21 protein-coding genes and 2 riboswitches are annotated in these 24,028 nt (G+C 58.5%); of the genes, 14 read left to right on the top strand and 7 right to left on the bottom strand.

All coding sequences use genetic code 11. The features are described from left to right. The first annotated feature begins 146 nt into the window (after positions 1 to 146). Positions 147 to 318: riboswitch (cyclic di-AMP (ydaO/yuaA leader) on the top strand. Between the two features lie 132 nt (positions 319 to 450). The 4 genes from F560_RS0109640 to F560_RS0109625 all read left to right on the top strand — a co-directional run bounded on the left by F560_RS0109640 (position 451) and on the right by F560_RS0109625 (position 4,751). Continuing rightward, a complete protein-coding gene (locus F560_RS0109640; protein WP_019005525.1) occupies positions 451 to 1,794 on the top strand; it encodes a TrkH family potassium uptake protein in 1,344 nt (447 codons plus the stop codon). A 12-nt stretch (positions 1,795 to 1,806) separates the two neighbouring features. Continuing rightward, positions 1,807 to 3,147: a TrkH family potassium uptake protein gene (locus F560_RS0109635; RefSeq protein WP_019005524.1), complete on the top strand. Its 1,341-nt coding sequence runs from the start codon at positions 1,807 to 1,809 to the stop codon at positions 3,145 to 3,147. 19 nt (positions 3,148 to 3,166) lie between these two features. Continuing rightward, positions 3,167 to 3,829, top strand: a complete 663-nt coding sequence (locus tag F560_RS0109630; protein ID WP_019005523.1) for a potassium channel family protein — start codon at positions 3,167 to 3,169, stop codon at positions 3,827 to 3,829. A gap of 97 nt (positions 3,830 to 3,926) precedes the next feature. After that, positions 3,927 to 4,751, top strand: coding sequence for a polysaccharide deacetylase family protein (locus F560_RS0109625; RefSeq protein ID WP_033395976.1), 825 nt, complete (start codon positions 3,927 to 3,929; stop codon positions 4,749 to 4,751). A 38-nt stretch (positions 4,752 to 4,789) separates the two neighbouring features. Here the strand turns inward: F560_RS0109625 and F560_RS0109620 are convergent, their stop codons facing one another. Both F560_RS0109620 and F560_RS0109615 read right to left on the bottom strand, forming a co-directional pair. Continuing rightward, positions 4,790 to 5,428 carry a 3D domain-containing protein gene (locus F560_RS0109620; protein WP_019005521.1) on the bottom strand — a complete coding sequence of 213 codons (639 nt, stop codon included), beginning with the start codon at positions 5,426 to 5,428 and terminating at the stop codon, positions 4,790 to 4,792. Positions 5,429 to 5,437: 9 nt separating this feature from the next. Continuing rightward, a riboswitch (cyclic di-AMP (ydaO/yuaA leader) is annotated at positions 5,438 to 5,603 on the bottom strand. 96 nt (positions 5,604 to 5,699) lie between these two features. Next, positions 5,700 to 6,626 (bottom strand): LysR family transcriptional regulator, encoded by a 927-nt coding sequence (locus F560_RS0109615; RefSeq protein ID WP_019005520.1) that lies wholly within the window; start codon positions 6,624 to 6,626, stop codon positions 5,700 to 5,702. A gap of 156 nt (positions 6,627 to 6,782) precedes the next feature. Here F560_RS0109615 and F560_RS0109610 point away from each other — a divergent pair, with 156 nt between their 5' ends. From F560_RS0109610 to F560_RS0109575, 8 genes are all read left to right on the top strand, one after another. Then, on the top strand, positions 6,783 to 7,451 hold the full coding sequence (locus F560_RS0109610) for a succinate dehydrogenase cytochrome b558 subunit (RefSeq protein ID WP_019005519.1): 669 nt from the start codon (positions 6,783 to 6,785) through the stop codon (positions 7,449 to 7,451). Positions 7,452 to 7,466: 15 nt separating this feature from the next. Beyond that, positions 7,467 to 9,224, top strand: a complete 1,758-nt coding sequence (gene sdhA, locus F560_RS0109605) for a succinate dehydrogenase flavoprotein subunit (RefSeq protein ID WP_019005518.1) — start codon at positions 7,467 to 7,469, stop codon at positions 9,222 to 9,224. 3 nt (positions 9,225 to 9,227) lie between these two features. Then, a complete protein-coding gene (gene sdhB / locus F560_RS0109600; protein WP_019005517.1) occupies positions 9,228 to 9,992 on the top strand; it encodes a succinate dehydrogenase iron-sulfur subunit in 765 nt (254 codons plus the stop codon). Between the two features lie 118 nt (positions 9,993 to 10,110). Next, on the top strand, positions 10,111 to 10,713 hold the full coding sequence (locus tag F560_RS0109595) for a thymidine kinase (protein WP_019005516.1): 603 nt from the start codon (positions 10,111 to 10,113) through the stop codon (positions 10,711 to 10,713). A gap of 178 nt (positions 10,714 to 10,891) precedes the next feature. After that, a complete protein-coding gene (locus F560_RS0109590) occupies positions 10,892 to 13,756 on the top strand; it encodes a 2-oxoglutarate dehydrogenase E1 component (RefSeq protein ID WP_019005515.1) in 2,865 nt (954 codons plus the stop codon). A gap of 5 nt (positions 13,757 to 13,761) precedes the next feature. Further along, positions 13,762 to 15,054 carry a 2-oxoglutarate dehydrogenase complex dihydrolipoyllysine-residue succinyltransferase gene (gene odhB / locus F560_RS0109585; protein WP_019005514.1) on the top strand — a complete coding sequence of 431 codons (1,293 nt, stop codon included), beginning with the start codon at positions 13,762 to 13,764 and terminating at the stop codon, positions 15,052 to 15,054. A gap of 229 nt (positions 15,055 to 15,283) precedes the next feature. Next, positions 15,284 to 15,901: a sigma-70 family RNA polymerase sigma factor gene (locus F560_RS0109580; protein ID WP_019005513.1), complete on the top strand. Its 618-nt coding sequence runs from the start codon at positions 15,284 to 15,286 to the stop codon at positions 15,899 to 15,901. Then, entirely contained in the window at positions 15,888 to 17,270 is a 1,383-nt protein-coding gene (locus F560_RS0109575) for a DUF4179 domain-containing protein (RefSeq protein WP_019005512.1), read from the top strand. The genes F560_RS0109580 and F560_RS0109575 overlap by 14 nt, the downstream gene beginning before the upstream one ends. Positions 17,271 to 17,373: 103 nt before the next feature. Here F560_RS0109575 and F560_RS22930 read toward each other — a convergent pair whose 3' ends face one another. The 5 genes from F560_RS22930 to F560_RS0109550 all read right to left on the bottom strand — a co-directional run bounded on the left by F560_RS22930 (position 17,374) and on the right by F560_RS0109550 (position 21,900). Further along, a complete protein-coding gene (locus tag F560_RS22930) occupies positions 17,374 to 18,342 on the bottom strand; it encodes a M15 family metallopeptidase (RefSeq protein WP_019005511.1) in 969 nt (322 codons plus the stop codon). Positions 18,343 to 18,572: 230 nt separating this feature from the next. Next, the gene (locus F560_RS0109565; RefSeq protein WP_019005510.1) at positions 18,573 to 18,881 is read right to left on the bottom strand and encodes a winged helix-turn-helix transcriptional regulator; all 309 of its coding nucleotides are present in this window, start codon (positions 18,879 to 18,881) and stop codon (positions 18,573 to 18,575) included. A 113-nt stretch (positions 18,882 to 18,994) separates the two neighbouring features. Further along, positions 18,995 to 19,882: a DMT family transporter gene (locus F560_RS0109560; RefSeq protein ID WP_033395974.1), complete on the bottom strand. Its 888-nt coding sequence runs from the start codon at positions 19,880 to 19,882 to the stop codon at positions 18,995 to 18,997. A 275-nt stretch (positions 19,883 to 20,157) separates the two neighbouring features. Further along, positions 20,158 to 20,973 carry a histidinol-phosphatase gene (locus F560_RS0109555; protein ID WP_019005508.1) on the bottom strand — a complete coding sequence of 272 codons (816 nt, stop codon included), beginning with the start codon at positions 20,971 to 20,973 and terminating at the stop codon, positions 20,158 to 20,160. 24 nt (positions 20,974 to 20,997) lie between these two features. Continuing rightward, positions 20,998 to 21,900: a LysR family transcriptional regulator gene (locus F560_RS0109550; protein WP_019005507.1), complete on the bottom strand. Its 903-nt coding sequence runs from the start codon at positions 21,898 to 21,900 to the stop codon at positions 20,998 to 21,000. Between the two features lie 415 nt (positions 21,901 to 22,315). Here F560_RS0109550 and F560_RS0109540 point away from each other — a divergent pair, with 415 nt between their 5' ends. Both F560_RS0109540 and F560_RS0109535 read left to right on the top strand, forming a co-directional pair. Then, complete coding sequence (locus F560_RS0109540; RefSeq protein ID WP_019005505.1) at positions 22,316 to 22,774, top strand: chemotaxis protein CheX; 459 nt, start codon at positions 22,316 to 22,318, stop codon at positions 22,772 to 22,774. Between the two features lie 150 nt (positions 22,775 to 22,924). Further along, positions 22,925 to 23,707, top strand: a complete 783-nt coding sequence (locus F560_RS0109535) for an SDR family NAD(P)-dependent oxidoreductase (protein ID WP_019005504.1) — start codon at positions 22,925 to 22,927, stop codon at positions 23,705 to 23,707. The last annotated feature ends 321 nt before the right edge of the window (positions 23,708 to 24,028 follow it).

Here is a 24,028-nt window from a genome sequence, read left to right as displayed (position 1 = left end):
AAGCGCAGATTAACGCATCTGTCCTCCTTACATCCGCATTCCGGAGATTTTGGCGCCCAAGAATGCACGAAATAGACGTATTTGGCGGTTGTCCGCGGATTCAGGAAGGACTATAATTCAGTGTAATGTTTTTATCTATTCTTCATCATACACTTCAGCCGAATTTCCGCAAGAAAACGGGGGAACCAACTTGCCGCCGCCCTTCCGATCGGGCAAGCGGCTCAGGGGTGAATTCCGGGGCGCGCCGTGCGCCGGATAGGGCTGCCTGTTCAGGCCCGAATCCGTCAGCTAACCTCGTAGGCTGCTTCGAACAGGACTCAGTGTGTGTAAAGACACCGGAGTGCCGGTGTCTTTTTTTTTTGCAATTTCGGAAAAAGCAAGTTTTCCCGACGATCCATTTTGCGAAACGTCTTGTCCTTCAGGACGTTGATTTCAATTGAGGTGACTGACTTGCCCCAAAAAGCCTTGCGCTGGTTCTATGCGTCGCCGTCCCGCTTCCTGGTGTGCGGATTCGTGGCCATTATCGCCGCCGGAGCCGCGCTGCTCAAGCTTCCTTTTTCCGTTGCGGAAGGGCAATCGCTGAGCTGGCTGGACGCCTGGTTTACGTCCGTGTCGGCGATGTGCGTGACCGGTCTGGTCGTGGTGGATACCGGCACCCATTTTTCAATCTTCGGCCATTGGGTCATTCTGACGCTCATCCAGGTCGGAGGCCTGGGCTTCATGACGATGGGCACGCTGTTTGCGCTTTTCCTCAGAAGGAGAGTGTCGCTGCGGGAAAGGCTCGTGCTGCAGGAGTCCCTCAACCAGCAAAGCCTGGAAGGCATCGTCCGCCTGGTCCGCAAAGTCATTTTCTATGCGCTGACGATCGAAGCGGCCGGGTCGCTTATGTACACGCTGCGCTTCATGACGGAGATGAGCTTCAGCCGGGCGCTGTATTTCGGCATTTTCCACGGCGTATCGATCTTTAACAACGCGGGCTTCGACCTGTTCGGCGACTTCCGCAGCATGTCCGATTACGCCTCCGATCCGTTCATGAATATCGTGTCCATCCTTTTGATTTTATGCGGCGGCCTCGGCTTTGTTGTCCTGGCGGATCTCGTCGAGCTGCCCCGGCGAAGAAGGCTGACCCTTCACTCCAAAGTCGTGTTGACCATGAGCGCGCTTTTGTTTGTCGGCGGCGCGGCCGTCATCTTTATCTTCGAATATACGAACGGGAAAACGTTCGGCCGGCTGAACTTCGGGGATCAGCTGCTCGCCGCGTTTCTGCATTCCGCCACGCCCCGCTCGGCCGGGGTCAGCACGCTCAACATGTACGATCTTCGGCAGGCGACGCAGTTTTTTATCGTCTGGCTGATGTTTATCGGCGCCTCGCCCGGCTCGACCGGCGGCGGCATCAAGACCACGTCGTTCGCCGTGCTGCTCGCGGCGGTTTACGCCGTAATGCGCGGAAAGCCGGACGTCGTGCTGTTCCGCTACCGGCTCGAGCAGGGGCAAGTGTACAAGGCGATCATGATCACCTTTTTCTCCCTGGCGACCGTCGTTACGGCCACCATGATCCTGTCGGTGACGGAGAACGCCCCGTTTATGAGCGTCCTGTTCGAGGCGACATCCGCTTTTGCGACCGTGGGGCTGTCGATGGGATTGACGACGGAGCTTTCGCCGGCGGGCAAAATCCTCATCATGCTGCTTATGTTCATCGGCCGGATCGGACCGTACACGCTGTCCTTCGCGCTGAGCGTCAGGGAAGACCGCATGCTGTACCGGTATGCGGAAGGGAAAATCATCATCGGATAAACGAGGTGCGTTATGAAGGCAGCCGCCAAATGGCTGACAGCATCGCCTCCCCGGCTTCTGGTGCTGGGGTTTGCGTTCATTATTCTGGTCGGGTCGCAGCTGCTAAGGTTGCCCGCGGCGTCTGCAAGCGGCGAGCCGATGCCGTGGCTCGACGCCTTGTTTACGGCGACCTCGGCCGTCTGCGTGACCGGTCTTGTCGTCGTGGATACGGGAACCCATTTTTCCCTGTTCGGCCAAATCGTCATTCTGATCCTCATTCAGATCGGCGGGTTAGGGTTTATGACGATGGCGACGCTGTTTGCATTCGTGCTGAAAAGACGAATATCGCTGAAAGAGCGCCTGATTTTGCAGGAGGCGCTGAACCAATCGAGCATCGAAGGAATCGTGCGGCTCGTCCGCAGAGTCGTTCTGTTTGCCTTGGTTATCGAAGCGATTGGCGCGCTTTTGTTCACGGTTCGCTTTCTTTTCGACATGAGTCCGGGACGCGCCGTCTTTTTCGGCGTTTTTCATGCGGTTTCCTTCTTTAACAACGCCGGCTTTGACGTCATGGGCGACTTCCGCAGCCTGACCGAATACGTCGGGGACCCGCTGGTCAACATCGTGACGATGCTGCTGATTGTAACGGGCGGAATCGGGTTTATCGTGCTGTCGGACTTGGCGGACTTTCGGAAAAACAGGCGGCTGTCGCTCCATTCCAAAGTCGTGCTGAGCATGACCGGGTTTCTGATCGTTTTCGGCGCGCTCGTGATCCTGGTCTTCGAATTCACGAATCCGAATACGATGGGACCGCTTTCCCTCGGCGAGAAGATTCTGTCCGCCTTCATGCAGTCCGTCTCCCCGCGGACGGCCGGCGTCAACACGCTGGATATCGCTTCGCTGAGGCAGTCGACGCAGTTTTTTATCGTTTTGTATATGTTCATCGGAGCTTCGCCGGGCTCGACCGGCGGGGGCATCAAGACGACGACCTTCGCGGCGCTGCTCGGCGCGGTGCGGGCGATGATCCGGGGCAGGCAGGATGTGACGTTGTTCAAATACAGGCTGGCGCAGGAGCGGGTTTACAAGGCGCTGACCGTCACGCTTCTTTCGCTGGCGCTGGTCCTTGCCGCGACGATGATTCTGGCGACGACGGAGGATCATCATTTTCTGATGATTTTGTTCGAGGCGGCGTCGGCCTTCGGCACCGTCGGATTGTCGATGGGGCTTACGCTGCAGCTTTCGGTTGCGGGCAAGATCATCATGATCCTGATGATGTTCATCGGCAGGCTCGGCCCGCTCACGTTGGGCTACGCGCTGGGGCCGAAAAAAGAACGCGTGCTGTACCGGCATGCGGAAGGAAAAATTATTATCGGATAGAGGAAGAGAGAAGCCGGACATGAAGTCGAATCAATTTGTCATTATCGGATTGGGACGTTTCGGATCGAGCCTGGGCCGGGAATTGGTCGAGCTTGGCGTTGAGGTGCTGGGCGTGGACCGGGACGAGGAAAAGGTGCAGGAAATGAGCCATATCCTCACGCACACGGTCGTGGCCGACGCCACGGAAGAAGAGTCGCTTCGGTCGATCGGCGTCCGCAATTTCGACTGCGGCGTCGTCGCGATCGGCGACGATATCCAGGCGAGCATTCTGGCGACGATTTTGCTGAAGGAGTTCGGCGTCAAACAAGTCGTCGCCAAGGCGGTCTCCGATCTCCACGGGCGCGTGCTGGAGCGGCTCGGCGTCGACCGGATTATCTATCCGGAGCGGGATATGGGCATTCGCGTGGCGCACCAGCTCGTGTCGCCCAATCTGCTCGATTACATCGAGCTTTCCCCAACGTACACGATCGCGGAATTGACCGTTCCGGAATGCCTTACGGGCAAATCGCTGGCCCAGGTCAATCCCCGCGGCAAATACGGCTGCAGCGTCGTGGCGATCAACAAGCCGCAGGGCATCGTTATTGCGCCTACGGCCGACGATCGGCTGGAGAAAAAAGACGTCCTGGTCGTCATCGGCACAAACGAGCAGATCGAAGAGTTCCAGGCCGCGATTTCAGGATAAGTCCGGATTGTCCGGCCGCCGGAACGCATGTATGAGAAAACGGCCATCCGTTAACCCTATGGGAAGCGCAGGCTCTTTTGGGGAGTGGATGGAAAAGATGTTCAAACGATTATGGGGACGGTGCGCAGCCGCGGTCTTGTGCGCCGTTCTTTTGTTGTCTGCAGGCGTCCGAACGGCATCCAGCCATGGTTCCCAAGATGCGTCATTCAGGGACAGCTCGTCCGAAGCCCGGACGGCGATCCGGAATGCGGACCAACCGGGAACAAGCTGGACCGACATGCAGCGCAGGTACCGAGGCGCGTTTTTTCTGTCGGCGCCCGGGAGGCCGCGGCAGGTCGCGCTGACGTTCGACGACGTGCCGGACCCGAGATTTACCCCGCAAGTGCTCGATATTCTGAAGCGCAAGCAGGTTCGGGCGACTTTTTTCGTTGTCGGCGAGAAAGCCTTGAAGCATCCGGATTTGGTGAGGCGAATCCGCCGGGAAGGCCATGCGATCGGCAACCACTCGTTCGATCATCCGAATTTTGCCCGGATGTCGACGGCGGAGGTGAGGCGCCAAATCCGGCGGACGGAGGCGGTCATCCGGCGGCAGGTCGGCTTTGCTCCCCGCCTTATCCGGCCGCCGTACGGAGAAATCCGGGAGCCGCAGCTGAAATGGGCGAAATCGGAAGGCTACGCCGTTGTCAATTGGAACGTCGATTCTCTGGATTGGCGCCAGCTTGGGGCGCAGGCTGTGTTTCGGAACGTGACGACAGCGGTGCGGCCGGGTTCGATCATTTTGCTGCACGCGGGCGGAGGCGTCGGGCAGAACCTTTGCGGTACGATAGAGGCGCTGCCGGTCCTGATCGACTGGCTCCGGAGCAAAGGATACGAAATGGTTGCGCTGCCGCAGATGCTCGGCAAGTCCGAGCGCAAGGCCTAAAAAAATCCGGAAGGCGCCGATCGGCCTTCCGGAATCCGTTACTTAAGAATGTACAGTTTGACGTATTGAAACCCGAATTGGCTTACCTTCTCGCGGGAGCCGGGAATGAAGATGTCGATCCGGCTGCCCTTGATGGCGCTGCCGGCGTCGGTCGCGGTGGCGATCATGCCTCCCGCGGGCAAGCCGTCGAAATCGTAACCGGTGATGTACACCTTCGTCCCCAGCGGAATGACGTTGGGATCGACGGCGATCGTGCCCAGCTTGAGCGGGTTGCCGAAGTAATCGACGGCTCCCCAGGGATTTTCTTCGATGGATGCGGAATAGGCGGTCGCCTTGACCGTCAGGGCCTTGGAATAGGAGAGTATCTTGCCCCCGGTTGTCTTGACGGAACTGGCGGTCACTTTGCCGGCGGCCGATGCGCCGGTCTGCGCGGCCGGCTTGGCAACCGTCGGGATGGTTAGCTTCAAACCGGCGTAAATGTTGAGCGGATCGATTTTGGGATTGGCGGCCATCAGTTGTTGTAGCGGCACGTTGAATTTTTTGGACAGCTTCCAGAACGTGTCGTTGTCCGTCGCCGTGTAGGTCGTGGCCGCGGAAGCGGAAACGGCGGGCAGCAGCATCGCTCCGCCCAGCGCCAGAACGGCCGCGCGGAGTCCCAGTGATTTGCGGATGTTCATGTTCTTTGCGGTTCCTCCTTGAATTGCCGGCGAGGTTAGTTGTCGGATTCGGACCTGGAGCAGGCCCTAGGCGCCTTTCGGGCGCCATTCACCCCGAGCGCGGGCGGGACGGGCGTCCTGCGCCGCGCGGTGATTCGTTCCCCCGCACCTATGAAGGTTTTGGCAGATGAAGCGCGGATTCCCTGAAGTTAAGGATCGTATCCAGCTTGTTAGTGAGGATACCATACTCGTTGACGGGAATGGAACCGGTAAGTATCGCCAATCATGGAAATCACGGCGGCGAAAGCTCCGTCGTCCGGCGGGCGCCGCGGGAGAAATAAGCGATCGTTTCCTCGATGAGATAGCGGACCGACGGCACAAGCAGGTTCGGATCGCCGTAGATCAGCGAGGTCGTCCGCTTGGTCATCTCCAGCTCCTTCAGGCGGACGACGTACAGATCGTTGTCTTCCAGCAGCTGGGGACGCAGGTAGGACATCGGCAGCAGCGTTCCGGCCCGGCAGGCGGAAAGCAGACGGACGATCGCTTCGAACGAATCGATTTCCATGCGCACGTCCGGCTTGAGCCCGTGGCGGCGGAACAGCTCGTCCGTCAAGGTGCGGTACCAGGTCCCGGGGGCGAACAGAATCATCGGCAGGCCGTTCAAATCCTTCATTTCAAGCTGCGTCTTCTCCAAAATGAAATGCGTCCGCGGCAGCACCAGCATCAAGGTGTCGTCGAACAGGGGAACGCTCGTGATGGCCGCGTCGTCGTCGACGGCGGAGGCGACGATGCCGAAGTCGACCTTGCGCTCCTTCACCAAAGTGGCGATCTCGTGCGATTTTCCCGTGACCGCCTTGATTTCCAGGTTCGGGTGCTTCTCCGTCATCGCCTTGATGAGCCCGGGAAGCGTCGTCTGCAGCGTCGTCAGGCTCGCCCCGATGGTCGTCACCTGGGCTTCCTCCGTCTTGTAAGCGCTAAGACGCTGCAAATATTCTCCGTGGAACCGGCGCAGCTCGAGCGCGAACTCGTATGTCAGCTTTCCGGCCGGCGTCAGCTCCAGTCTTTTGCCGATGCGCCGGAACAGATCGACTCCGAGCTCCCGTTCCAGCCTGGCGATCCGGCGGGACAAGGCGGGTTGGGTCAGGTTGAGCCGCTCCGCAGCCCGGTTCAGGCTCGAGTGCTCCACAACGGTAGCGAACAGCTTCATGTCCTCAAGCATCCAGCGTCTTCCTTCCGCTTATGCGTAATTGTAATAACTTTTAATAAAAAATAAGCAGTTCCATTATAAGCGAAAATGGAGTAACCTTAGAAGAGTGACAAATTCGTGACGATATCGTCAAAAACGAACGGATTCGAAAGGAGCAGGCACAACGACATGAGTGGAAATTCGTATTACTCCCGCAAGCTTCATTCGCTGCTCGGAGTCATTCCGCTCGGGCTGTTCTTGATCGAGCACGCCCTGACGAACTATTCCGCATTTGAAGGCGGAAAGGAAGGATTTGCAGAATCGGTCGATTTTCTGCACGGCCTTCCGCTCATCTTTTTCCTCGAGCTGATCTTGATTTGGCTCCCGATTGCGTTCCACGGCATTTACGGATTGTATCTGGCGTTCACGTCGGACCTGAACGTCACCCGCTACCAGTACGGGCGCAACTGGGCGTTCGCGCTCCAGCGCATTACCGGGGTCGTCACGTTTATCTTCGTCATCTGGCACGTCTGGACGACCCGGGTTCAAGTGGCGCTCGGCAATACGTCGTACGACGAGCTCGGCAGCCACATGCACAGCATCGTCAGCCAGCCCGCTTATTTTGTGATTTATTTCATTGCCGTTCTGGCGGCCGTGTTCCATTTTGCCAACGGTCTGTGGGCATTTCTGGTTAGTTGGGGCATTACCGTCGGCCCGCGCGCGCAGCGCATCTCCTCGAACATATGCATGGGCATCTTCGTGATTGTCTCCGTATTGTTCCTGTTGTCGCTGTTCGCGTTCCGCAGCGACGAGTTCGCGGCGGCAGGGGCGGCGCTCGGCTCGATATCGCTTGGTTAAGGGGAGGAAACAGCAATGGCAAATCAAAAAATCATTGTCGTCGGCGGCGGCCTTGCGGGCCTGATGGCGACCGTCAAGGCGGCGGAAGCGGGAGTCAGGGTCGATCTGTTCTCGCTCGTTCCGGTCAAACGGTCGCACTCGGTGTGCGCGCAAGGCGGCATCAACGGCGCCGTCAATACGAAGGGCGAAGGCGACTCCCCGTGGGAGCACTTCGACGATACGGTGTACGGCGGGGACTTTCTGGCCAACCAACCGCCGGTCAAAGCGATGTGCGAAGCCGCTCCGGGCATCATCCACCTGATGGACCGGATGGGCGTCATGTTCAACCGCACGCCCGAAGGCCTGCTTGACTTCCGCCGGTTCGGCGGCACGCAGTACCACCGGACGGCGTTCGCGGGAGCGACGACCGGCCAGCAATTGCTTTACGCGCTGGACGAGCAGGTTCGCCGCTGGGAAGTGGCCGGCCTCGTGCAGAAGTTCGAGCATTGGGAATTCACCGGCGCGGTCATCGACGAAGAAGGCATCTGCCGCGGCATCGTGGCGCAGGACCTGCGCTCGATGGAAGTGAGGACGTTCCGCTCGGATGCGGTGATTCTGGCGACCGGCGGCCCGGGCATCATCTTCGGCAAAACGACGAACTCCGTCATCAACACCGGCACGGCGGCCAGCTCCGTGTACCAGCAAGGCGTTTATTATGCGAACGGCGAATTCATCCAGATTCACCCGACCGCGATTCCGGGCGACGACAAGCTGCGCCTGATGAGCGAATCCGCACGCGGCGAGGGCGGCCGGATCTGGACATACAAGGACGGCAAGCCGTGGTATTTCCTCGAGGAGAAGTATCCCGCATACGGCAACCTCGTGCCTCGCGACATCGCGACGCGGGAAATTTTCCACGTGTGCGTGGACCTGAAGCTCGGCATTAACGGCGAAAACATGGTCTATCTCGACCTCTCGCACAAGGACCCGAAAGAGCTGGACGTCAAGCTCGGCGGCATTATCGAGATTTACGAGAAGTTCATGGGCGACGATCCGCGCAAAATCCCGATGAAGATTTTCCCGGCGGTTCACTACTCGATGGGCGGCCTGTGGGTCGACTACAACCAGATGACCAACATTCCGGGGCTGTTTGCCTGCGGCGAATGCGACTATCAATACCACGGCGCCAACCGTCTGGGCGCGAACTCCTTGCTGTCGGCGATTTACGGCGGCATGGTGGCGGGACCGAAGGCGATCGAATACATCAAAGGGCTGAAAAAATCGGCCGAAGACATCGCCGAGAGCGTATTCGAACGCGAGCGCGCGAAGCATGTCGAAAAATACGAATCCATTCTGAAGATGGACGGCAACGAGAACGCTTATGTTCTCCATAAAGAGCTTGGCGAATGGATGACGAACAATATGACGGTCGTCCGCTTCAACAAGAAGCTCGAGGAGACGATCAACAAAATCAAGGAATTGAAGGAACGGTACAAGAAAATCAACATCAACGATACGGCGCGTTGGAACAACTCCGGCGTCGCGTTTACCCGCCAGCTGTGGAACATGCTGGAGCTGGCCGAAGCGATGACGCTCGGCGCCCTGCTGCGGAACGAAAGCCGCGGAGCGCACTACAAGCCGGAATTCCCGAACCGGGACGACGAGAACTTCCTGAAGACGACCAAGGCGAAATGGACGAAGGAAGGTCCGCAAATTTCGTATGAAGACGTCGACGTTTCGCTGATCAAGCCGCGCGTTCGCGACTATTCCACCAGCAAGAAGAAGGAGGGATAACCGATGGCTGAAACGGCTACTGCCAAACGCACCGTCAAGTTCATCATCACGCGCCGGGATCGCCCGGACTCTGCTCCATACAAAGAAGAATTCGAGATTCCGTACCGACCGAACATGAACGTCATCAGCGCCCTGATGGAAATCCAGCGGAATCCGGTCAATGCCCAAGGCACTAAGACGACGCCGGTATGCTGGGAATCGAACTGTCTGGAAGAAGTGTGCGGCGCTTGTTCCATGATCATCAACGGCAAGCCCCGCCAGGCTTGCTCCGCGCTGATCGACAAGCTGGAGCAGCCGATCCGCCTCGAGCCGATGACGACGTTCCCGGTCGTGCGCGACCTGATCGTCGACCGCCAGCGGATGTTCAACGCGCTGAAGCGGGTCAAAGCTTGGATTCCGATCGACGGAACGTACGATCTCGGACCGGGTCCGCGGATGGCCGAATCCAAGCGCCAGTGGGCTTACGAGCTGTCCAAGTGCATGACGTGCGGCGTCTGCCTGGAAGCCTGCCCGAACGTCAACGACCGCTCGAGCTTCATCGGCCCGGCGCCGATTTCGCAGGTCCGCCTGTTCAACGCTCACCCGACAGGCGCCATGAACGCTCACGAGCGTCTGGAAGCGCTAATGGAAGACGGGGGCATCGAGGGCTGCGGCAACTCGCAAAACTGCGTGCGCTCCTGCCCGAAAGGCATTCCGCTTACCACCTCGATTGCGGCGATCAACCGCGAAACGACGAAGCACATGTTCAAGCGTTGGCTGGATCTGTAATCGCCATAGAGACGACAGCGCCAATGCCGCCGGAGATGCCGGCGGCATTGGCGTTTTCGGAAGGCAGCGCCGCTTGAATTTCGGAGCGCGCGATTCGGGACGGCTTGGAGGGAGTTTATTGGCGCAGCTGTATTACAAATACGGAACGATGAACAGCGGAAAATCGTTCGAGATCATCAAAGTGGCGCACAATTACGAGGAGCAGGGCAAGCCCGTCGTTCTGTTCGCGCCCGCGATCGACACCCGAAACGGGGAGAACCGGATCGGCACCCGCGCCGGGCTGACGAGGGAGGCGATCCCGGTGGACGCGGAGACGGATCTATTTTCCAGCGTCAAGGCGCTGCAGCTCCAAGACGGACGCAAACGGATTTATTGCGTGCTGGTGGACGAGGCCCAATTTTTGAGCAAGCGGCATGTGCTGGACTTGACGAGAATCGTCGACGAGCTGGATATTCCGGTCATGGCGTTCGGCCTGAAAAACGATTTTCAAAACCGTTTGTTCGAAGGAAGCTACTATCTGCTGGTTTATGCCGACAAGATCGAAGAGATCAAAACGATTTGCTGGTACTGCGACCGCAAGGCGACGATGGTGCTCCGTTTCGAAAACGGACGGCCCGTCAACAAAGGCGAACAGATCCGGATTGGCGGCAACGACGACTACAAGCCCGTGTGCCGCAAGTGCTACCGCAACGCGTTCGAGCAGCCGGAACAACTGTCCTGAGCGGCAGTTGTTTTTTTGCGTCTTCCAAGCGATTCATCTCATATTGAGATGATATTGATAGGAATTGATTATTTTTAACATCGTCAAGGATATACTATAATTTCTAGGGTGACTCATTTACGCGACTTTTAAAAATCGGCTTTTTATCGACAAATCCATGAACTCGAGGGGTAGGACCATGGCGACAGAAGCGTGTACCCAATCCGAATTTTGGGAAAAGTACTACGGACACAACTTGGGCTACATCCAGGAGCAGTATGAGTTGTATTTGAGCGATCCGGAATCGGTAGATCCGGAATATCGCGAACTGTTTGCGACAAAAGGGGCGCCGCCTCTTCCTCGCGCCGGTTCGGCCGTTCCCGCCGGGCAGTCCGCCGCGCTCGATCCCCGCAAGCTGAGAAACGCGGTGCTCGCGGGCAAGCTGGTCTGGAATATCCGGGCGTACGGGCACCTGGCTGCCGACATCGATCCGCTGGGCATCGGCCCGAAAGCCGACACCAACATTCTGGAGCCGTCCTCGATCGGCTTAAGCGAAGCCGATCTGGCGGAGTTGCCGGCCGATCTGGTGTGGGAAGGCGCGCCCGCGGGCCTTGCGAACGGCTGGGAAGCCATCCGGAAGCTGCGCGAGACCTACACGGGGACGATCGCTTACGAGTTCAGCCATGTCCATAACGAGGACGAAAGAAAATGGCTCAACCATTACGCGGAACAAATCATTCCCCGCCAGCAGCTGAATGCAGAAGAGCGCAAAAAGCTGCTGACCCGGCTGATCGAAGCCGAACAATTTGAAGATTTCCTGCATCGCACGTTTGTCGGCCAGAAGCGTTTCTCGGTTGAAGGCAACGACGTGCTGGTCGCGCTTGTCGACGAAATCGTGCACGAGCTTACGAACGACGGCGTGCGCAATATTACGATGGGCATGGCGCACCGCGGCCGGCTGAACGTCCTGGCTCACGTGCTGAACAAGCCGTATACGAAGATCTTTTCCGAATTCCACCACTCGCCGAACAAAAATCTGGTTCCGTCCGAAGGCTCGATCGGCATCAACTACGGCTGGACGGGAGACGTGAAATACCACCTCGGCGCGAACCGCTCGATCAAGACGGGCGAAACGGTGGAAACGCGGATCACGCTGGCCAACAACCCGAGCCACCTGGAATATGTCAATCCGGTCGTGCAAGGCTTTGCGCGCGCCGCGCAGGAGGACCGGACGAAGCCCGGCTATCCGGAGCAGAACGTCGAATTGGCGGCGTCCATCGTGATGCACGGGGATGCGGCATTCCCGGGCGAAGGGATCGTATCGGAAACGTTGAACCTGGGGCAATTGAGAGGTTACGGCATCGGCGGCACGATCCATATTATCGTCAACAACAAGATCGGGTTCACGACCGAGAGCGCGGATTCCCGCTCGACCCATTACGCCAGCGACGCGGCCAAAGGCTACGAGATTCCGATCGTGCACGTCAACGCGGACGATCCGGAAGCGTGCATCGCGGTGGCCCGCATGGCTGCGGAATACCGCAAGCTCTTCAAAAAGGATTTTCTGATCGACCTGATCGGATACCGGAGATACGGCCACAACGAGGGCGACGATCCGGAAGCGACGCAGCCGCTCATTTACAAGAAAGTGAAGGCCCATCCGTCGGTCAGCCGAATTTATTTGAACAAGCTTGTCTCGCAAGGCCTGATCAGCGAAGAAACGTACGAGCAAATCAAAAACGAAGTCGTTTCCCGCTTGAAAGAAGCCTACGAGCAAGTGAAGCAGAACGAGGACCAGGAAGCGGTTCATCAGTCTCCTCCTTCTTCCGGCAACGAGCAGCCGGCGTTTCCGACGGCCGTCCCGCTGGAGAAACTGCGCGAGATCAACGCCGAACTGCTCCGCTGGCCCGAAGGCTTCACGGTGTATCCGAAGCTTAAGCGGATTCTCGAGCGCCGCGCCGACGCGCTGAACGACGGGGAAAAGGTCGATTGGAGCCACGCGGAAACGCTGGCGTTCGCGACGATTCTTTCCGACGGCCGGCCGATCCGGATTACCGGCCAGGATGTGGAACGCGCGACGTTCGCCCACCGCAACCTCGTGCTTCACGACTCGGTGACCGGCGACGTGTTCTGCCCGCTGCACCGTCTGCCGCAGGCGCGGGCGTCGTTTGCGATCCATAACAGCCCGCTGTCCGAAGCGGCCGTTCTGGGCTTCGAATACGGCTACAATGTCTTCTCTCCCGAGACGCTGGTCATCTGGGAAGCCCAATTCGGCGATTTTGCGAACGTCGCTCAGGTGCTGTTCGACCAGTTCATTTCCGCCGGCCGTTCCAAATGGTCGGAAAAATCGAGCCTGGTCGTGCTGCTGCCGCACGGCTTCGAGGGACAGGGCCCCGAGCACTCGAGCGCCCGCCTGGAGCGGTTCTTGCAGCTTTCGGGCGAAGACAACTGGACCGTGGCCAACGTGACGAGCGCCGCTCAGTATTTCCACCTGCTGCGCCGCCAGGCGTCTTTGCTCGGCACGGATGCGGCGAAACCGCTTGTGCTGATGAGCCCGAAGAGCTTGCTGCGCAACCCGCGCGTCGCTTCTTCGCCGGCCGAGTTCAGCGAAGGCTCGTTCCGTCCGGTGCTGGAGCATCCCGGCCTGGGCGAGAAGAAGGATAAGGTCGAACGCCTTGTGCTCTGCTCCGGCAAAGTGGCCATCGATCTTGCCGAAGCATTGGACAAGGAAGAACAAGGCAAGACGGACTGGCTGCATATCGTTCGCGTCGAGCAGCTGTATCCGTTCCCTGCGAACGAAATTGCGGAAATCGTGAGCCGTTACCCGAAACTGAAGGAAATCGTTTGGGTTCAGGAAGAGCCGCGGAATATGGGAGCTTGGAGCTTCGTCGAACCCCGGATCCGGGAACTTGCGGCCGGAAAGGTCGCCGTTTCGTACATCGGCCGGCCGGAGCGTTCGAGCCCGGCAACCGGTTTCCAACAGGTACATGCCTTGGAGCAACAATATATCGTGTCGCAAACGTTGAAGCCGAGCCGTGCTTTGACACTTAACTTGGGGAGGTAACATCAGTGCAAGAAATCATTGTGCCAGCCATGGGTGAATCGATTACGGAAGGAACCATCGCCAGATGGGCCGTCAAAGTAGGCGACACGGTTCAGCAAGGGGATTTGCTGCTTGAACTGGAGACGGATAAAGTCAATCTGGAAATCAGCGCCGAACAAGCCGGCGTGATCGCGGAAATTCTCCGCCAGGAAGGCGACACCGTGCAAATCGGCGAAGTGGTGGGACGCATCGCGGAAGGCGGCGCAGCGGCCGCTCCGGCTCCGGCTGCCGCCGAAGCCCCGGCGCCTGCCGCCCCGGCTGCGCCCGCTGCGGCCGCCCAAGCCGCTCCGGCTGCTCCGGCTGCTGCCGCCGCTCCGGCACCTGCCGCGCCGACGGCGTCCGCAGGCGCCGCCGTCGCTTCGCCCGCCGCACGCAAGCTGGCGCGCGAGCAAGGCATCGATCTGAGCCGTACCCCGGCTCGCGATCCGCTGGGCCGCATCTACCCGGACGACGTTCGGGCAGCCGGCGCCGCAGCCTCCGCTCCTGCAGCGCCCGCACAGCCGGCGGCCAAGCCCGCCGCTGCGCCTGCCGCGGCTTCCGCCGCCGTCAATCCGGCCAAGCCCTTTGAACGCAAGCGGATGTCCCGCCGCCGCCTGACCATCGCGAACCGTCTTGTCGAGGCGCAGCGCACGGCTGCGATGCTGACGACGTTCAACGAAGTCGACATGTCGGCCATTCTCGACATCCGCAAGCGCCGCAAGCAGCAGTTCCAGGAGAAATTCGACGTCAACCTCGGCTTTATGTCCTTCTTCACCAAAGCCGTTGTCGGCGCGCTCAAACGGTTCCCGCTGCTGAACGCGGAAATCGACGGCGAGGACATTATCGAGAAGCACTACTATGACATCGGCATCGCCGTTGCCGCCAAGGAAGGCCTTGTCGTTCCGGTCGTTCGCGACGCGGACCGCCTCAGCTTCGCGGAAATCGAGCGTACGATCGCCGATCTGGCGAAAAAAGCGCGCTCCAATACGCTGAGCCTGTCCGATCTGAGCGGCGGCACGTTTACGATCACCAACGGCGGCGTGTTCGGCTCGCTGATGTCGACGCCGATTTTGAACGCCCCGCAGGTTGGCATTCTGGGCATGCACAAGATTCAGTACCGCCCGGTTGCGGTCAACAACGAGACGATCGAAATTCGTCCGATGATGTACATCGCGCTGTCCTACGATCACCGGATCGTGGACGGAGCCGAAGCGGTCAGCTTCCTGGTCACGGTCAAGGAAATGCTCGAAGATCCGGAAACGCTGCTGCTGGAAGGCTGAGCCGCAATCCGAAGACCTACCCCTATACACCGCAGCTTTCAAGCCGCCTCGCAGGCCTATCCGGCCGGAGGCGGCTTTTTGCCATTGGCTGAAAATAGGGCCATGAGAGGCGCCGGAGCGAGGGGTGCCAGAATCCCTGTTGCCGCAAACCGGCGGACAGGGATTTTTTTTGATTGGCCAAAACCGCAAAGGGCATTTCCGGGTCTAATAGATGAAAGGGGGATGAAGCGTGGCCGAAAAAACACCGGTTGAGGCGGATGGGGAACATCCGGCGCCTATGACCCGCTCCGAGCCAGCCGCAGAGCCTTCGGAGGAATATGGGACGGTCGAGCGGGTTTTGGCTGCCCAGCGCGGGGATGACGACGCACTGTACGCGCTGATCAGCAGCGTCAGGATGAAGCTGTACGCCATCGCGTACGCATACCTGCGGGACGAAGCCGATGCGCTGGAAGCGATCCAGGAAGCGACATGCCGGGCCTACGTCAAGCTAAAAAAACTGAAAGAACCCCGGTTTTTCCATACGTGGCTGATCCGAATCCTGATCAATTACTGCATCGACGAACAGAAACGCAAGCGCAAGACGTTGCCGCTGCCCCGGCTACCCGAGCCGCTGGCCGCGGAGCTGGCGCTTGACGAGCGGATAACGCTTCGCATCGCCATCGACCGGCTTGCGCCCAAATACAGGCACGTCATCATCCTCAAGTACGATCAGGATCTGACGCTGACCGAAATCGCGAGGCTGTTGGGGAAGCCAGAGGGCACGATCAAAACCTGGCTGAATAAGGCGTTGAAGGATTTGAGGCGGCTATGCGGCCGGGAAGGAGGCGGCAGCTATGCAAAATCATGACCGGGCATTTCCGGAGGAGTTGGCCGAACGGACGGACCAGGCGATTGTGGAAGGCATGAAGCGGGGCCGCAGAGAGCTGGAACACCGCCAAAAACGGCTGCGCAGACGGACGGGAGCGTCCTTGGCCATCGCCTTGCTGCTTGTCGCGTGCTTGTTTACGATTCGCGTGTCGCCCGTATTCGCCGCGATCGTCCGGGACATTCCGGGCTTGAAGGCGGTCGTCGACCTCGTTAAAGGTTGGGGCGACCAGGGACTTGAACTGGCCGCGGACAACGACTTCGTGCAGCCCGTGGGCGTCTCCGACGAGCATGACGGAATCCGGCTGACGGTGCAGGGGGTTATCGCCGACGATCAGCGGCTCGTCATTTTTTACGAGGTGAAAGCGGCGGAAGGCAAACGGCTCGCAAGGGTGACGTATCCCGAAGTTCGGCGTCCCGACGGCCAAAATCCGGAGGGAGTCATCAGCTACGACGACCCGACGGCCAGGGAGGAGGCGCCCAAGGGGACGCTGAACGGCACCATTGACGTCCAATTCATAGACGGCGCTTCGATGCCGGATGAAGTGAATCTGCTCATGAGGGCGAAGGCGGTCCCCATAGGAGAGGACGGGGACGAGCGTCCGCTGCTCAGAGGCGAGGCGTCGGAAGACGATCCTTCCGCCGGTCCGCTGTTCAAGGTGAACATCCCGATCGACCGCGAGAAATTCGCGGGTTTGGCCAAGGTGTATACGTTGAACGAGACGATCGCGGCCGAAGGCCAGAACGTCACCTTCGTCAATGCGACCGTATCGCCGCTGCGGGTCTTCGTACAGCTTCGATATGACGAGGCCAACCGCAAGCAGATCACGGGACCCGGGGACATCCGGCTCGTCGACGAAAAGGGAACCGAATGGAAATACAAAGGCGGCTTCGGGCAAGACCGGATTTATTTCGAGAGCCCCTATTTCCGTCAGCCGAAGGAGCTGTATTTGGAGGGAAGCTGGTTCCGCGCGCTCGATAAGAACCGGGCCTTTCTCGTCATCGACACGGACAGGGGAGAGCTGATCCGGGCGCCGGACGATAACCTGAAGCTCGCGACCGTTTCCCGCGTCGGAGGCCGCATCAAGATCGTGTTGACGCTCAACATAACGGAGCCCGGGGACAATATGGGTTACGGGCTTCTGGTGCACGATTCGTTCACGGACGCTTCCGGCAAGAAATATTCGAAGGTCGACTATAGCGGAGTAGTCGCATCGTTCGCTACGGCCGAACCTGGGAAACAGACGATCACCTTTGCGATCGACGAGAAAGACTACAAGCAGCCTTTGACGTTCAACATCTACGATTATCCGAACTACATCCGGCAGCCCTATAAAATTCGCATCCGATAATGCGGTTTATCGGTCCATGGTCGGAAGACCGCACGAAGGACGGGCACGAGTTTGCAGCAACAAAGCCCGGCGCGCCGGCGCCGGGCTTGTTCGTGTGCCTATGTTATTTGGAAGCGGACACCTCGGTCGTGCCCGAATATTGCTCCATGAATTCCTCGAGCGTAATGCCTTGCTCCATGACGGCCTGGGCGATTTCCTTGCCGACGTAGCGAATGTGCCAAGGCTCGTAGGAATAACCGGTGATGTCTTCCTTGCCCTTCAAATACCGGATAATGAATCCGTATTCCGCGGCGTGCGCTTTCAGCCATTTGCCTTCCTTCGTATCGCCGAACGATTCCTCCAGGGCGTAGCCTGCGCTTTTGCTGGACACGTCCATCGCCAGTCCGGTCTGGTGCTCGCTTTGGCCCGGACGTGCGCTCGTCCGGTTCGCGGTTTCGATCCCTTTTTGCTCGGCATTGCGGTTGAAGATCGACCGTTGCGTCTCGTACGAGCGATAGCCGGATACGGCTTTCAGCTCGATGCCGTCCTTTTCCGCTGCGGCAAACAGCGCTTCAAGCGCTTCCGCCGCCGGCTTGCGGAGCTTTTTCTTCGGCGAATCGCCCGAGAACGAAAATTCCACGTCGGGGACGACGAGATCGACCGGCGAATAGTCTGCAGGCAGGTTCCGCTGCTTATTGACCAAAACGAGCAGGCTGGACGCGTTGGTGACGACCGCAAGACCGTCTTGATTGGTTTCAATCGTCGCGTTCGGCGCGTTTTCGCGCAGCATGGCCGCCACGCTCGCCGAAACGGGCGATGAAGCGGGCGCTTCCTCGCTGCCGCCGCTTGCGGCTTGTCCGCCGTTAGCTTGCTCGCTGTCTACTTGCCCGCCGCCGGCTTGTCCGCCGTTAACTTGCTTGCTGTCCGCTTGCCCGCCGCCGGCTTGTCCGCCGTTTCCGGCCGCGCTTTCCGCAGGTTCGGAACCGAGAGCATTCGATGCGCTCCCCCAAACGTTCCCTTTGCCGATTTCGGCGGCTCCCCAAACGATGACGGCAGCGGCGATCGCAAGTATTCCCCATTTTCTAAGCTGCATGATTTTCCCCTCCGGAAATACAGACGACACAATTCGGCAAATAGTTGCGTTCGGATGTAGAACCGCATCGAAACGAGCGAACGGGGAAGCGGACGGACCGTTAACGCAACGCTCCTGTAAATTTTGATCCGACAGAGCGCCTTTCATTCCGCTTTAAAAAGAAACGCGAAATCCGTCCCTCAAAGAACAAAGCCCTGGAGCCTGCGGTCGCGGCTTTCGGGCTTTGCGTTCTATATCCATTTCTCGGCCCATGTCTGGATCGAGTTGGTCACATCTTCCAGGTCGTGGCCTTTCTCGGTCAATTCGTATTCGATTCGCACAGGCATTTCGGGATAAACGGTCCGTTTGACAATACCGAGCGATTCCAGTTCTTTCATCCGGTCGGTAAGCATTTTATCGCTCATGTCGGGGATTTGTTCTTTAATATCCTTGAACCGTTTCGGGCCTCCCATGAGCACTCGGATAATGAGCCCCGTCCACTTTTTCCCAAGCAATTCCGCCGCCGCCTCGTATTTGGGACACATCTTGGAGTAGTCCATTCGGATCCCCCCTCTCCTGACGTATTATAACACAAATTTTACAAAAAACAAAGAAGGTACAATATAATATTTATAAACTATAAAAAATAAAGTTATACGGATTTGCACAACATTTAGATGCGCACGAGCGCAAGGCCCAGTAGCAGCAGCACAAACGCGAGGCGCTGCGCCGGTCCCAGCTTCTCGCCGTAGATCAGAAACGAGCCCAGCGCCACCACAAGGCTGTTCGTGGCGAAAATCGGCGCGACAAGATGCGACGGACCTTCCCGAAGCGCGGCCGAATAGAGCTGCAATCCGCCATAGGAGCACACGCCGGCCGCCAGTCCCCATGCAAGGCCTGTGCGGACGGAAGCCGGAGAGGAGACGCGCCCCGGCGAACCGTCTGCCTTCAACCGGTCCCGAAGCGACAAAACGCCAAACCAGAGAAACGACAACAAATAACCGGACCAGAGCACGGAAGCGTTGTCGAGCCCGATTTCCTCCGTCACCTTCAGTCCGCCGTTGCGGAAAGCGAACAGCAGCGTAGCCGCGGCCACAAGCGCAAACCACCGGCGGTTCGCTTCTTTGCTGCTGCCGCCCGGCTTGACGGATAACAGGACGACGGCGGCAAGCAGCGCGGCGACTCCGGTAATGGCGGCGGGATGGGCCGGCTCCTTGTAAAACAGCGCCCCCATGGCGACGACCAGCACGATATTGCTGTTGGTTAGCGGGGAGGTGAGGCTGGCGGGACCGCACTCCAACGCTTTCATGAACAGCAGATTGCCCCAGGCGGATCCCAGGCCGATGATCGCGCCTGCGATCCATATCCGATAATCGAGAGGAGCCCAGTTTTCGGACAAGGCGGCCTGCAGCCAAAACCCGCACGTGCCCGAAGCGTACAAACCCAGCAGCATAGGGGAGAGCGCCCCTTCGCGCATCTGGCTGACCTTCATCAGCAGACCGGCCAGACCGAACACCAGCGCGCTGCCGGCCGCCAGCGCAAACCACCACACAGTCAACATCCTTTCTTTCGACAAGAACCGAACGGTCGATCCGAAATCGAAACGGGCATTTTGTTACACAATTGAAATCTCTCTGTCATTTTTCTGTCTTATAGACTGGATATAATGAGACTCAAGACCCCCTTTTTCATTTCTTGGTGAGCCTGTCCGCACTGACGGGTTCTTTTTTTTAACGTTTTTTGCCCCGCCAACCGCTTGTCCGTACAACCAGCAAAAACCGCCGTCAGGACACAAGGCCCTGTCGGCGGTTAATCTGGGCAGTCCCTTCGGGCGCATTACAAAGAAACGACGACTTTGCTTTTCCGGCGGTAATACACCCAGCGGCTGAAGCCGATCTCCTTCAGGCGCCGCCGCACCTCTTCCCATTCGTCGCCGACCCGCGACGGCACATGGGCGTCCGAGCCGAAGGTCACGTCGACTCCGAAATGCAGCGCCCTCTCCAATATATCGTCGGACGGGTACCAGCCGCCCACGTCCTTCGTTTTGCCGCTCGTGTTGATTTCGATCGCGATATCCTCTTCGGCAACGGCCTGCAGCACCGCGTCAATCTCCTTCTCCGCGCCGGCAATATCGGAGAAAACCGGGTAGTATCCCTTCATGGCGTCGATATGCCCGAGCACCTGGAACAGTCCGCTCCTTGCCGACTGGCGAATCAGATCGTAATAATGCCGCTTTTCCTCCGTTTTCTGCTCCTCGCTCAAGTTGTTCCAACGTTTCCGGTTAAATATGCTGATCCCTCTCGTCTGATGGACCGAGCCGATGATATAGTCGAACGGATAGGGCTCGTAGGAGGCGCGGTACAGTTCGATCTGATCCGGGTAGAAATCGGATTCCACGCCCAGCAGCACCTCGATTTTGTCCCGGTATCGTTCCTTGAGCCGGAGCACTTCGCTGACATAGTTTGCGAATTCGCTTTTGGCCATGCAGGTGCCCGGTTGAGGATGGTCTTCTTCGCGGGCGAAATAGGGGGAATGGTCCGAAATCCCGATGGCGGTCAGACCGGCGGCGATCGCCGATTCAATGTAGTCCTCGATGGTGCCTTCGGCGTGTCCGCAGCGGTAATGGTGCGTGTGCAGATCGAATTTTTCCATGATGAAGGTCCTCCTTCTGGGTTATTATTCGCTGCCGATAAAATGGTCCTCGGGCATTCCTTTCAAGTCGTTCAAAAACTGCCGCATGGCGCTGTTCAGATAGCGTCCGGACTTGGTAATGACGCCGACCGGATGGGTTGCGTCGAGTTCCGGGACCGGTATCATTTTCAGGGTGCCCCGTTTTAGCTCGCTGGCAATGGACAACTTGGAGACGAAGGCCGCGCCGAGATTAAGCTCGACCATCCGCTTTACTTCTTCGCTGCTGCTCAGCTCCATAACGACGTTGGGCTGAATATGGTATTCGCTGAAAACGCGGTCCACAAACCTGCGGCCCTGGGTATCCGGCGAAAGCATGATCATGGGCACGTCCTTCAGCATGCCGACGGTCACTTTTTCCTCGGATGCGAGCGGATGGACGGGAGCGACGACCAGCTCGAACGTGTCGTAGTAAAGCGTCGAGGTTTCGACCTGGGCGCTTCGCTCGGACAAATAGCCGATGCCGATGTCCACCGTGCCGTTCTCTACGCTGGCCATCACCTGCGAAGAGGGCATGGACATGATCGTGGTCTTGATCAGCGGGTATTGATTCTGGAAGTAAGAAAGCACGCGGGGCAAAATTTGAATGGCGATCGAAGCCGTCGTGCCGAGCACGATGTGGCCTTGCGGCGTGTGGTCGAGATCGGCGAGCTTCTGCTTCAGTTCCTCCACGATGGCCAAAATCCGCTCCGCATGCTCGAGAAAAACTTGTCCCCGATCCGTCAGCGTCACCGGATGATTGCGGTCCACCAACACCGCTTTGAATTCGTCTTCAAGACTTTTGATTTGGGCGGAAACGGCAGGCTGCGTCAGATTGAGCAATTCACCGGCTTTCCGAAAGCTTAGCGTCTTCGAAATCGTAAGCAACGTCTCGAGCTGGCTGATGTTCAATTGCAGCGCCTCCCGAAATTGAAATCATTTATCACGTTAATGAAGAGGCATAAAAAGCTTTTGTCAGTACGTTTAATTATAGGCGATTTGCGTTTGCCTTGCAAAAGCCGGACGGATGGACGGCGGCGGCTTCGGCCCGTTCGTTGCGCGGAAACGGACCGGCGGCTTCGGGATCGGGGCGCAAAGCGTTCAAGAGCGCGAAAATGCCGTCCGGACAAGGCGCGGCAGCCGCGTCGTTCCCGTTTTGGGCCCCCTGTTCGGGACGCGCGGCCCTATCGTCAATATAATTCATAAGTACTATTTTTTTGGAAATATAGTATACTTGACGAATCGATTAAAGTATAATGAAGGAAATTATCTCCGACCAAGGGATTAATCATCCGGATACAAGCAGGACGAGGAGCGGCGTCAATACATGAAGGCAGAGGTCATCAATCCGTTTTTGGAATCCGCGAGCAACGTCATCGAACAGATGGTGCAAATTCGGCCCAGCACAGGACAGCTTTCGCTTAAAGAGATCAGGCTGGTTGACCACTACGTCTGGATCCATATCGGGATGTCCGGGCAAGTCAACGGAAATATCGTGTTCGGATTGAGCGAAACGGTTGCGCTGCGCATGATTTCGGCCATGATGGGCGGTTTTGTCATCACGGAAATCGACGAGATGGGCAGGAGCGCCATTTCGGAGCTCGGCAACATGATCAGCGGCAACGCGAGCACGCTGCTGTACAATCAGGGCGTTCGGGTCGATATTACGCCTCCGCGCGTGCTGCACGCCGAGGCGCTGTCGGACTTCTCGCCCGGACGGGCCCTGTCGGTGCCGCTGATTATGGACGGGATCGGCGAGCTTGAAATTCAGGTGCTGATCGCCTGATCGGCATCCGGCAAACGGCGGTATACGTGCCCACTTAGGCCCTCGGGGCCTTTTTTTTATGGCGGGGATGACCGCAGCGGGCGAAAGGTTGCCGGAATGCGCCCCGTTTGGTGTATGATGGACAAGAGAACGATCCGGAGGCGATTATCGATGAGAACTTCGCTTAAAGGGCGTGTCGTTTGGATTACCGGCGCATCGAGCGGCATCGGGGCGATCACCGCGCGCAAGCTGGCGGAAAAGGGCGCGATTCCGGTCCTGACCGCCAGATCCGCCGGCAAGCTTCGGGACGTAGCCGCAACCATTGGCGGCGAGCATGCCGCGATGGAGATGGACGTGACCGACCCGGACGCGGCGGCCGCAACGGCCGCCCGCATCCATGAGCGGTTCGGGCGGATCGACGTGCTGCTCAACAATGCGGGGTACGGGGAGTTTATTCCGTTTGCCGACGCGCCGCTGTCCCATTTTCAGGACATCATGGACGTTAACTATATGGGAGCCGTCCGCTGCATCAAAGCGGCGCTGCCTTATATGAAGGCTGCCGGAGACGGGCATATCGTCAATGTCGCGTCGATCGCCGGCAAGCTGGGGACGGCCAAATCGACGGCCTATACGGCGTCGAAGCACGCGCTGCTGGGATTTACGAACGCGCTCAGGCAAGAGCTTGCGGGGACCGGCATCGCCGTCTCGGCGATCAATCCGGGGCCGATCGACACTCCGTTTTTTGACCGCGCCGATCCCGACGGGACCTATGTGCGCAACGTTCGCTGGTTTATGTTGAAGCCCGACAAGGTGGCCGACGCGATCGTAAGCTTGATGGAAACCCGAAAAGCGGAAAAGGATCTGCCCTGGACCGCTTCCGCCGGGGCGAAGCTCGTGCAGCTGTTCCCCGGCCTTACAAGCGGCATTCTTGGCCGCCTGACGAACAAGAAATGACGTCCGGACGGAACCCGGGAGGGTTGCCGCCGGACCTAAGAAGTCCAGCGGTAAGATGTCAAGTCCCTGATTCGTGAGAATTGGAAATTTTCTTGGCTGCAGAGCGCAGGAGTCAGGGAAAATGGCAGCACCAAACAAAACCCAGTCGAAAATCGAGTCAGTTACCAGATTTTAACTGGGAATCCGTGAAGGACTTTGGCAAAGGAGGAGTTAATCCTTCGCAGTCGTCACCTTCCTTCGAGGCGTGTAGAGTTGGCCGTTGCGTAGCAGCACATCGACCAGACGCACAAGTTTTCTTGCCGTTAAGACGAGGGCGCGTTT

The organism is Cohnella laeviribosi DSM 21336 (assembly GCF_000378425.1).
Taxonomy (GTDB): Bacteria; Bacillota; Bacilli; order Paenibacillales; family Paenibacillaceae; genus Cohnella; species Cohnella laeviribosi.
This window is presented reverse-complemented; position numbering and strand designations above follow the sequence as displayed.

Bases quoted from the DNA above. Each gene is read 5' to 3' on its own strand.
- F560_RS0109635 (WP_019005524.1), top strand. From the start codon at position 1,807: ATGAAGGCAGCCGCCAAATGGCTGACAGCATCGCCTCCCCGGCTTCTG.
- F560_RS0109630 (WP_019005523.1), top strand. From the start codon at position 3,167: ATGAAGTCGAATCAATTTGTCATTATCGGATTGGGACGTTTCGGATCG.
- F560_RS0109625 (WP_033395976.1), top strand. From the start codon at position 3,927: ATGTTCAAACGATTATGGGGACGGTGCGCAGCCGCGGTCTTGTGCGCC.
- F560_RS0109620 (WP_019005521.1), bottom strand. From the start codon at position 5,428: ATGAACATCCGCAAATCACTGGGACTCCGCGCGGCCGTTCTGGCGCTG.
- F560_RS0109615 (WP_019005520.1), bottom strand. From the start codon at position 6,626: ATGCTTGAGGACATGAAGCTGTTCGCTACCGTTGTGGAGCACTCGAGC.
- F560_RS0109610 (WP_019005519.1), top strand. From the start codon at position 6,783: ATGAGTGGAAATTCGTATTACTCCCGCAAGCTTCATTCGCTGCTCGGA.
- sdhA (WP_019005518.1), top strand. From the start codon at position 7,467: ATGGCAAATCAAAAAATCATTGTCGTCGGCGGCGGCCTTGCGGGCCTG.
- sdhB (WP_019005517.1), top strand. From the start codon at position 9,228: ATGGCTGAAACGGCTACTGCCAAACGCACCGTCAAGTTCATCATCACG.
- F560_RS0109590 (WP_019005515.1), top strand. From the start codon at position 10,892: ATGGCGACAGAAGCGTGTACCCAATCCGAATTTTGGGAAAAGTACTAC.
- F560_RS0109575 (WP_019005512.1), top strand. From the start codon at position 15,888: ATGCAAAATCATGACCGGGCATTTCCGGAGGAGTTGGCCGAACGGACG.
- F560_RS22930 (WP_019005511.1), bottom strand. From the start codon at position 18,342: ATGCAGCTTAGAAAATGGGGAATACTTGCGATCGCCGCTGCCGTCATC.
- F560_RS0109565 (WP_019005510.1), bottom strand. From the start codon at position 18,881: ATGGACTACTCCAAGATGTGTCCCAAATACGAGGCGGCGGCGGAATTG.
- F560_RS0109560 (WP_033395974.1), bottom strand. From the start codon at position 19,882: ATGTTGACTGTGTGGTGGTTTGCGCTGGCGGCCGGCAGCGCGCTGGTG.
- F560_RS0109555 (WP_019005508.1), bottom strand. From the start codon at position 20,973: ATGGAAAAATTCGATCTGCACACGCACCATTACCGCTGCGGACACGCC.
- F560_RS0109540 (WP_019005505.1), top strand. From the start codon at position 22,316: ATGAAGGCAGAGGTCATCAATCCGTTTTTGGAATCCGCGAGCAACGTC.
- F560_RS0109535 (WP_019005504.1), top strand. From the start codon at position 22,925: ATGAGAACTTCGCTTAAAGGGCGTGTCGTTTGGATTACCGGCGCATCG.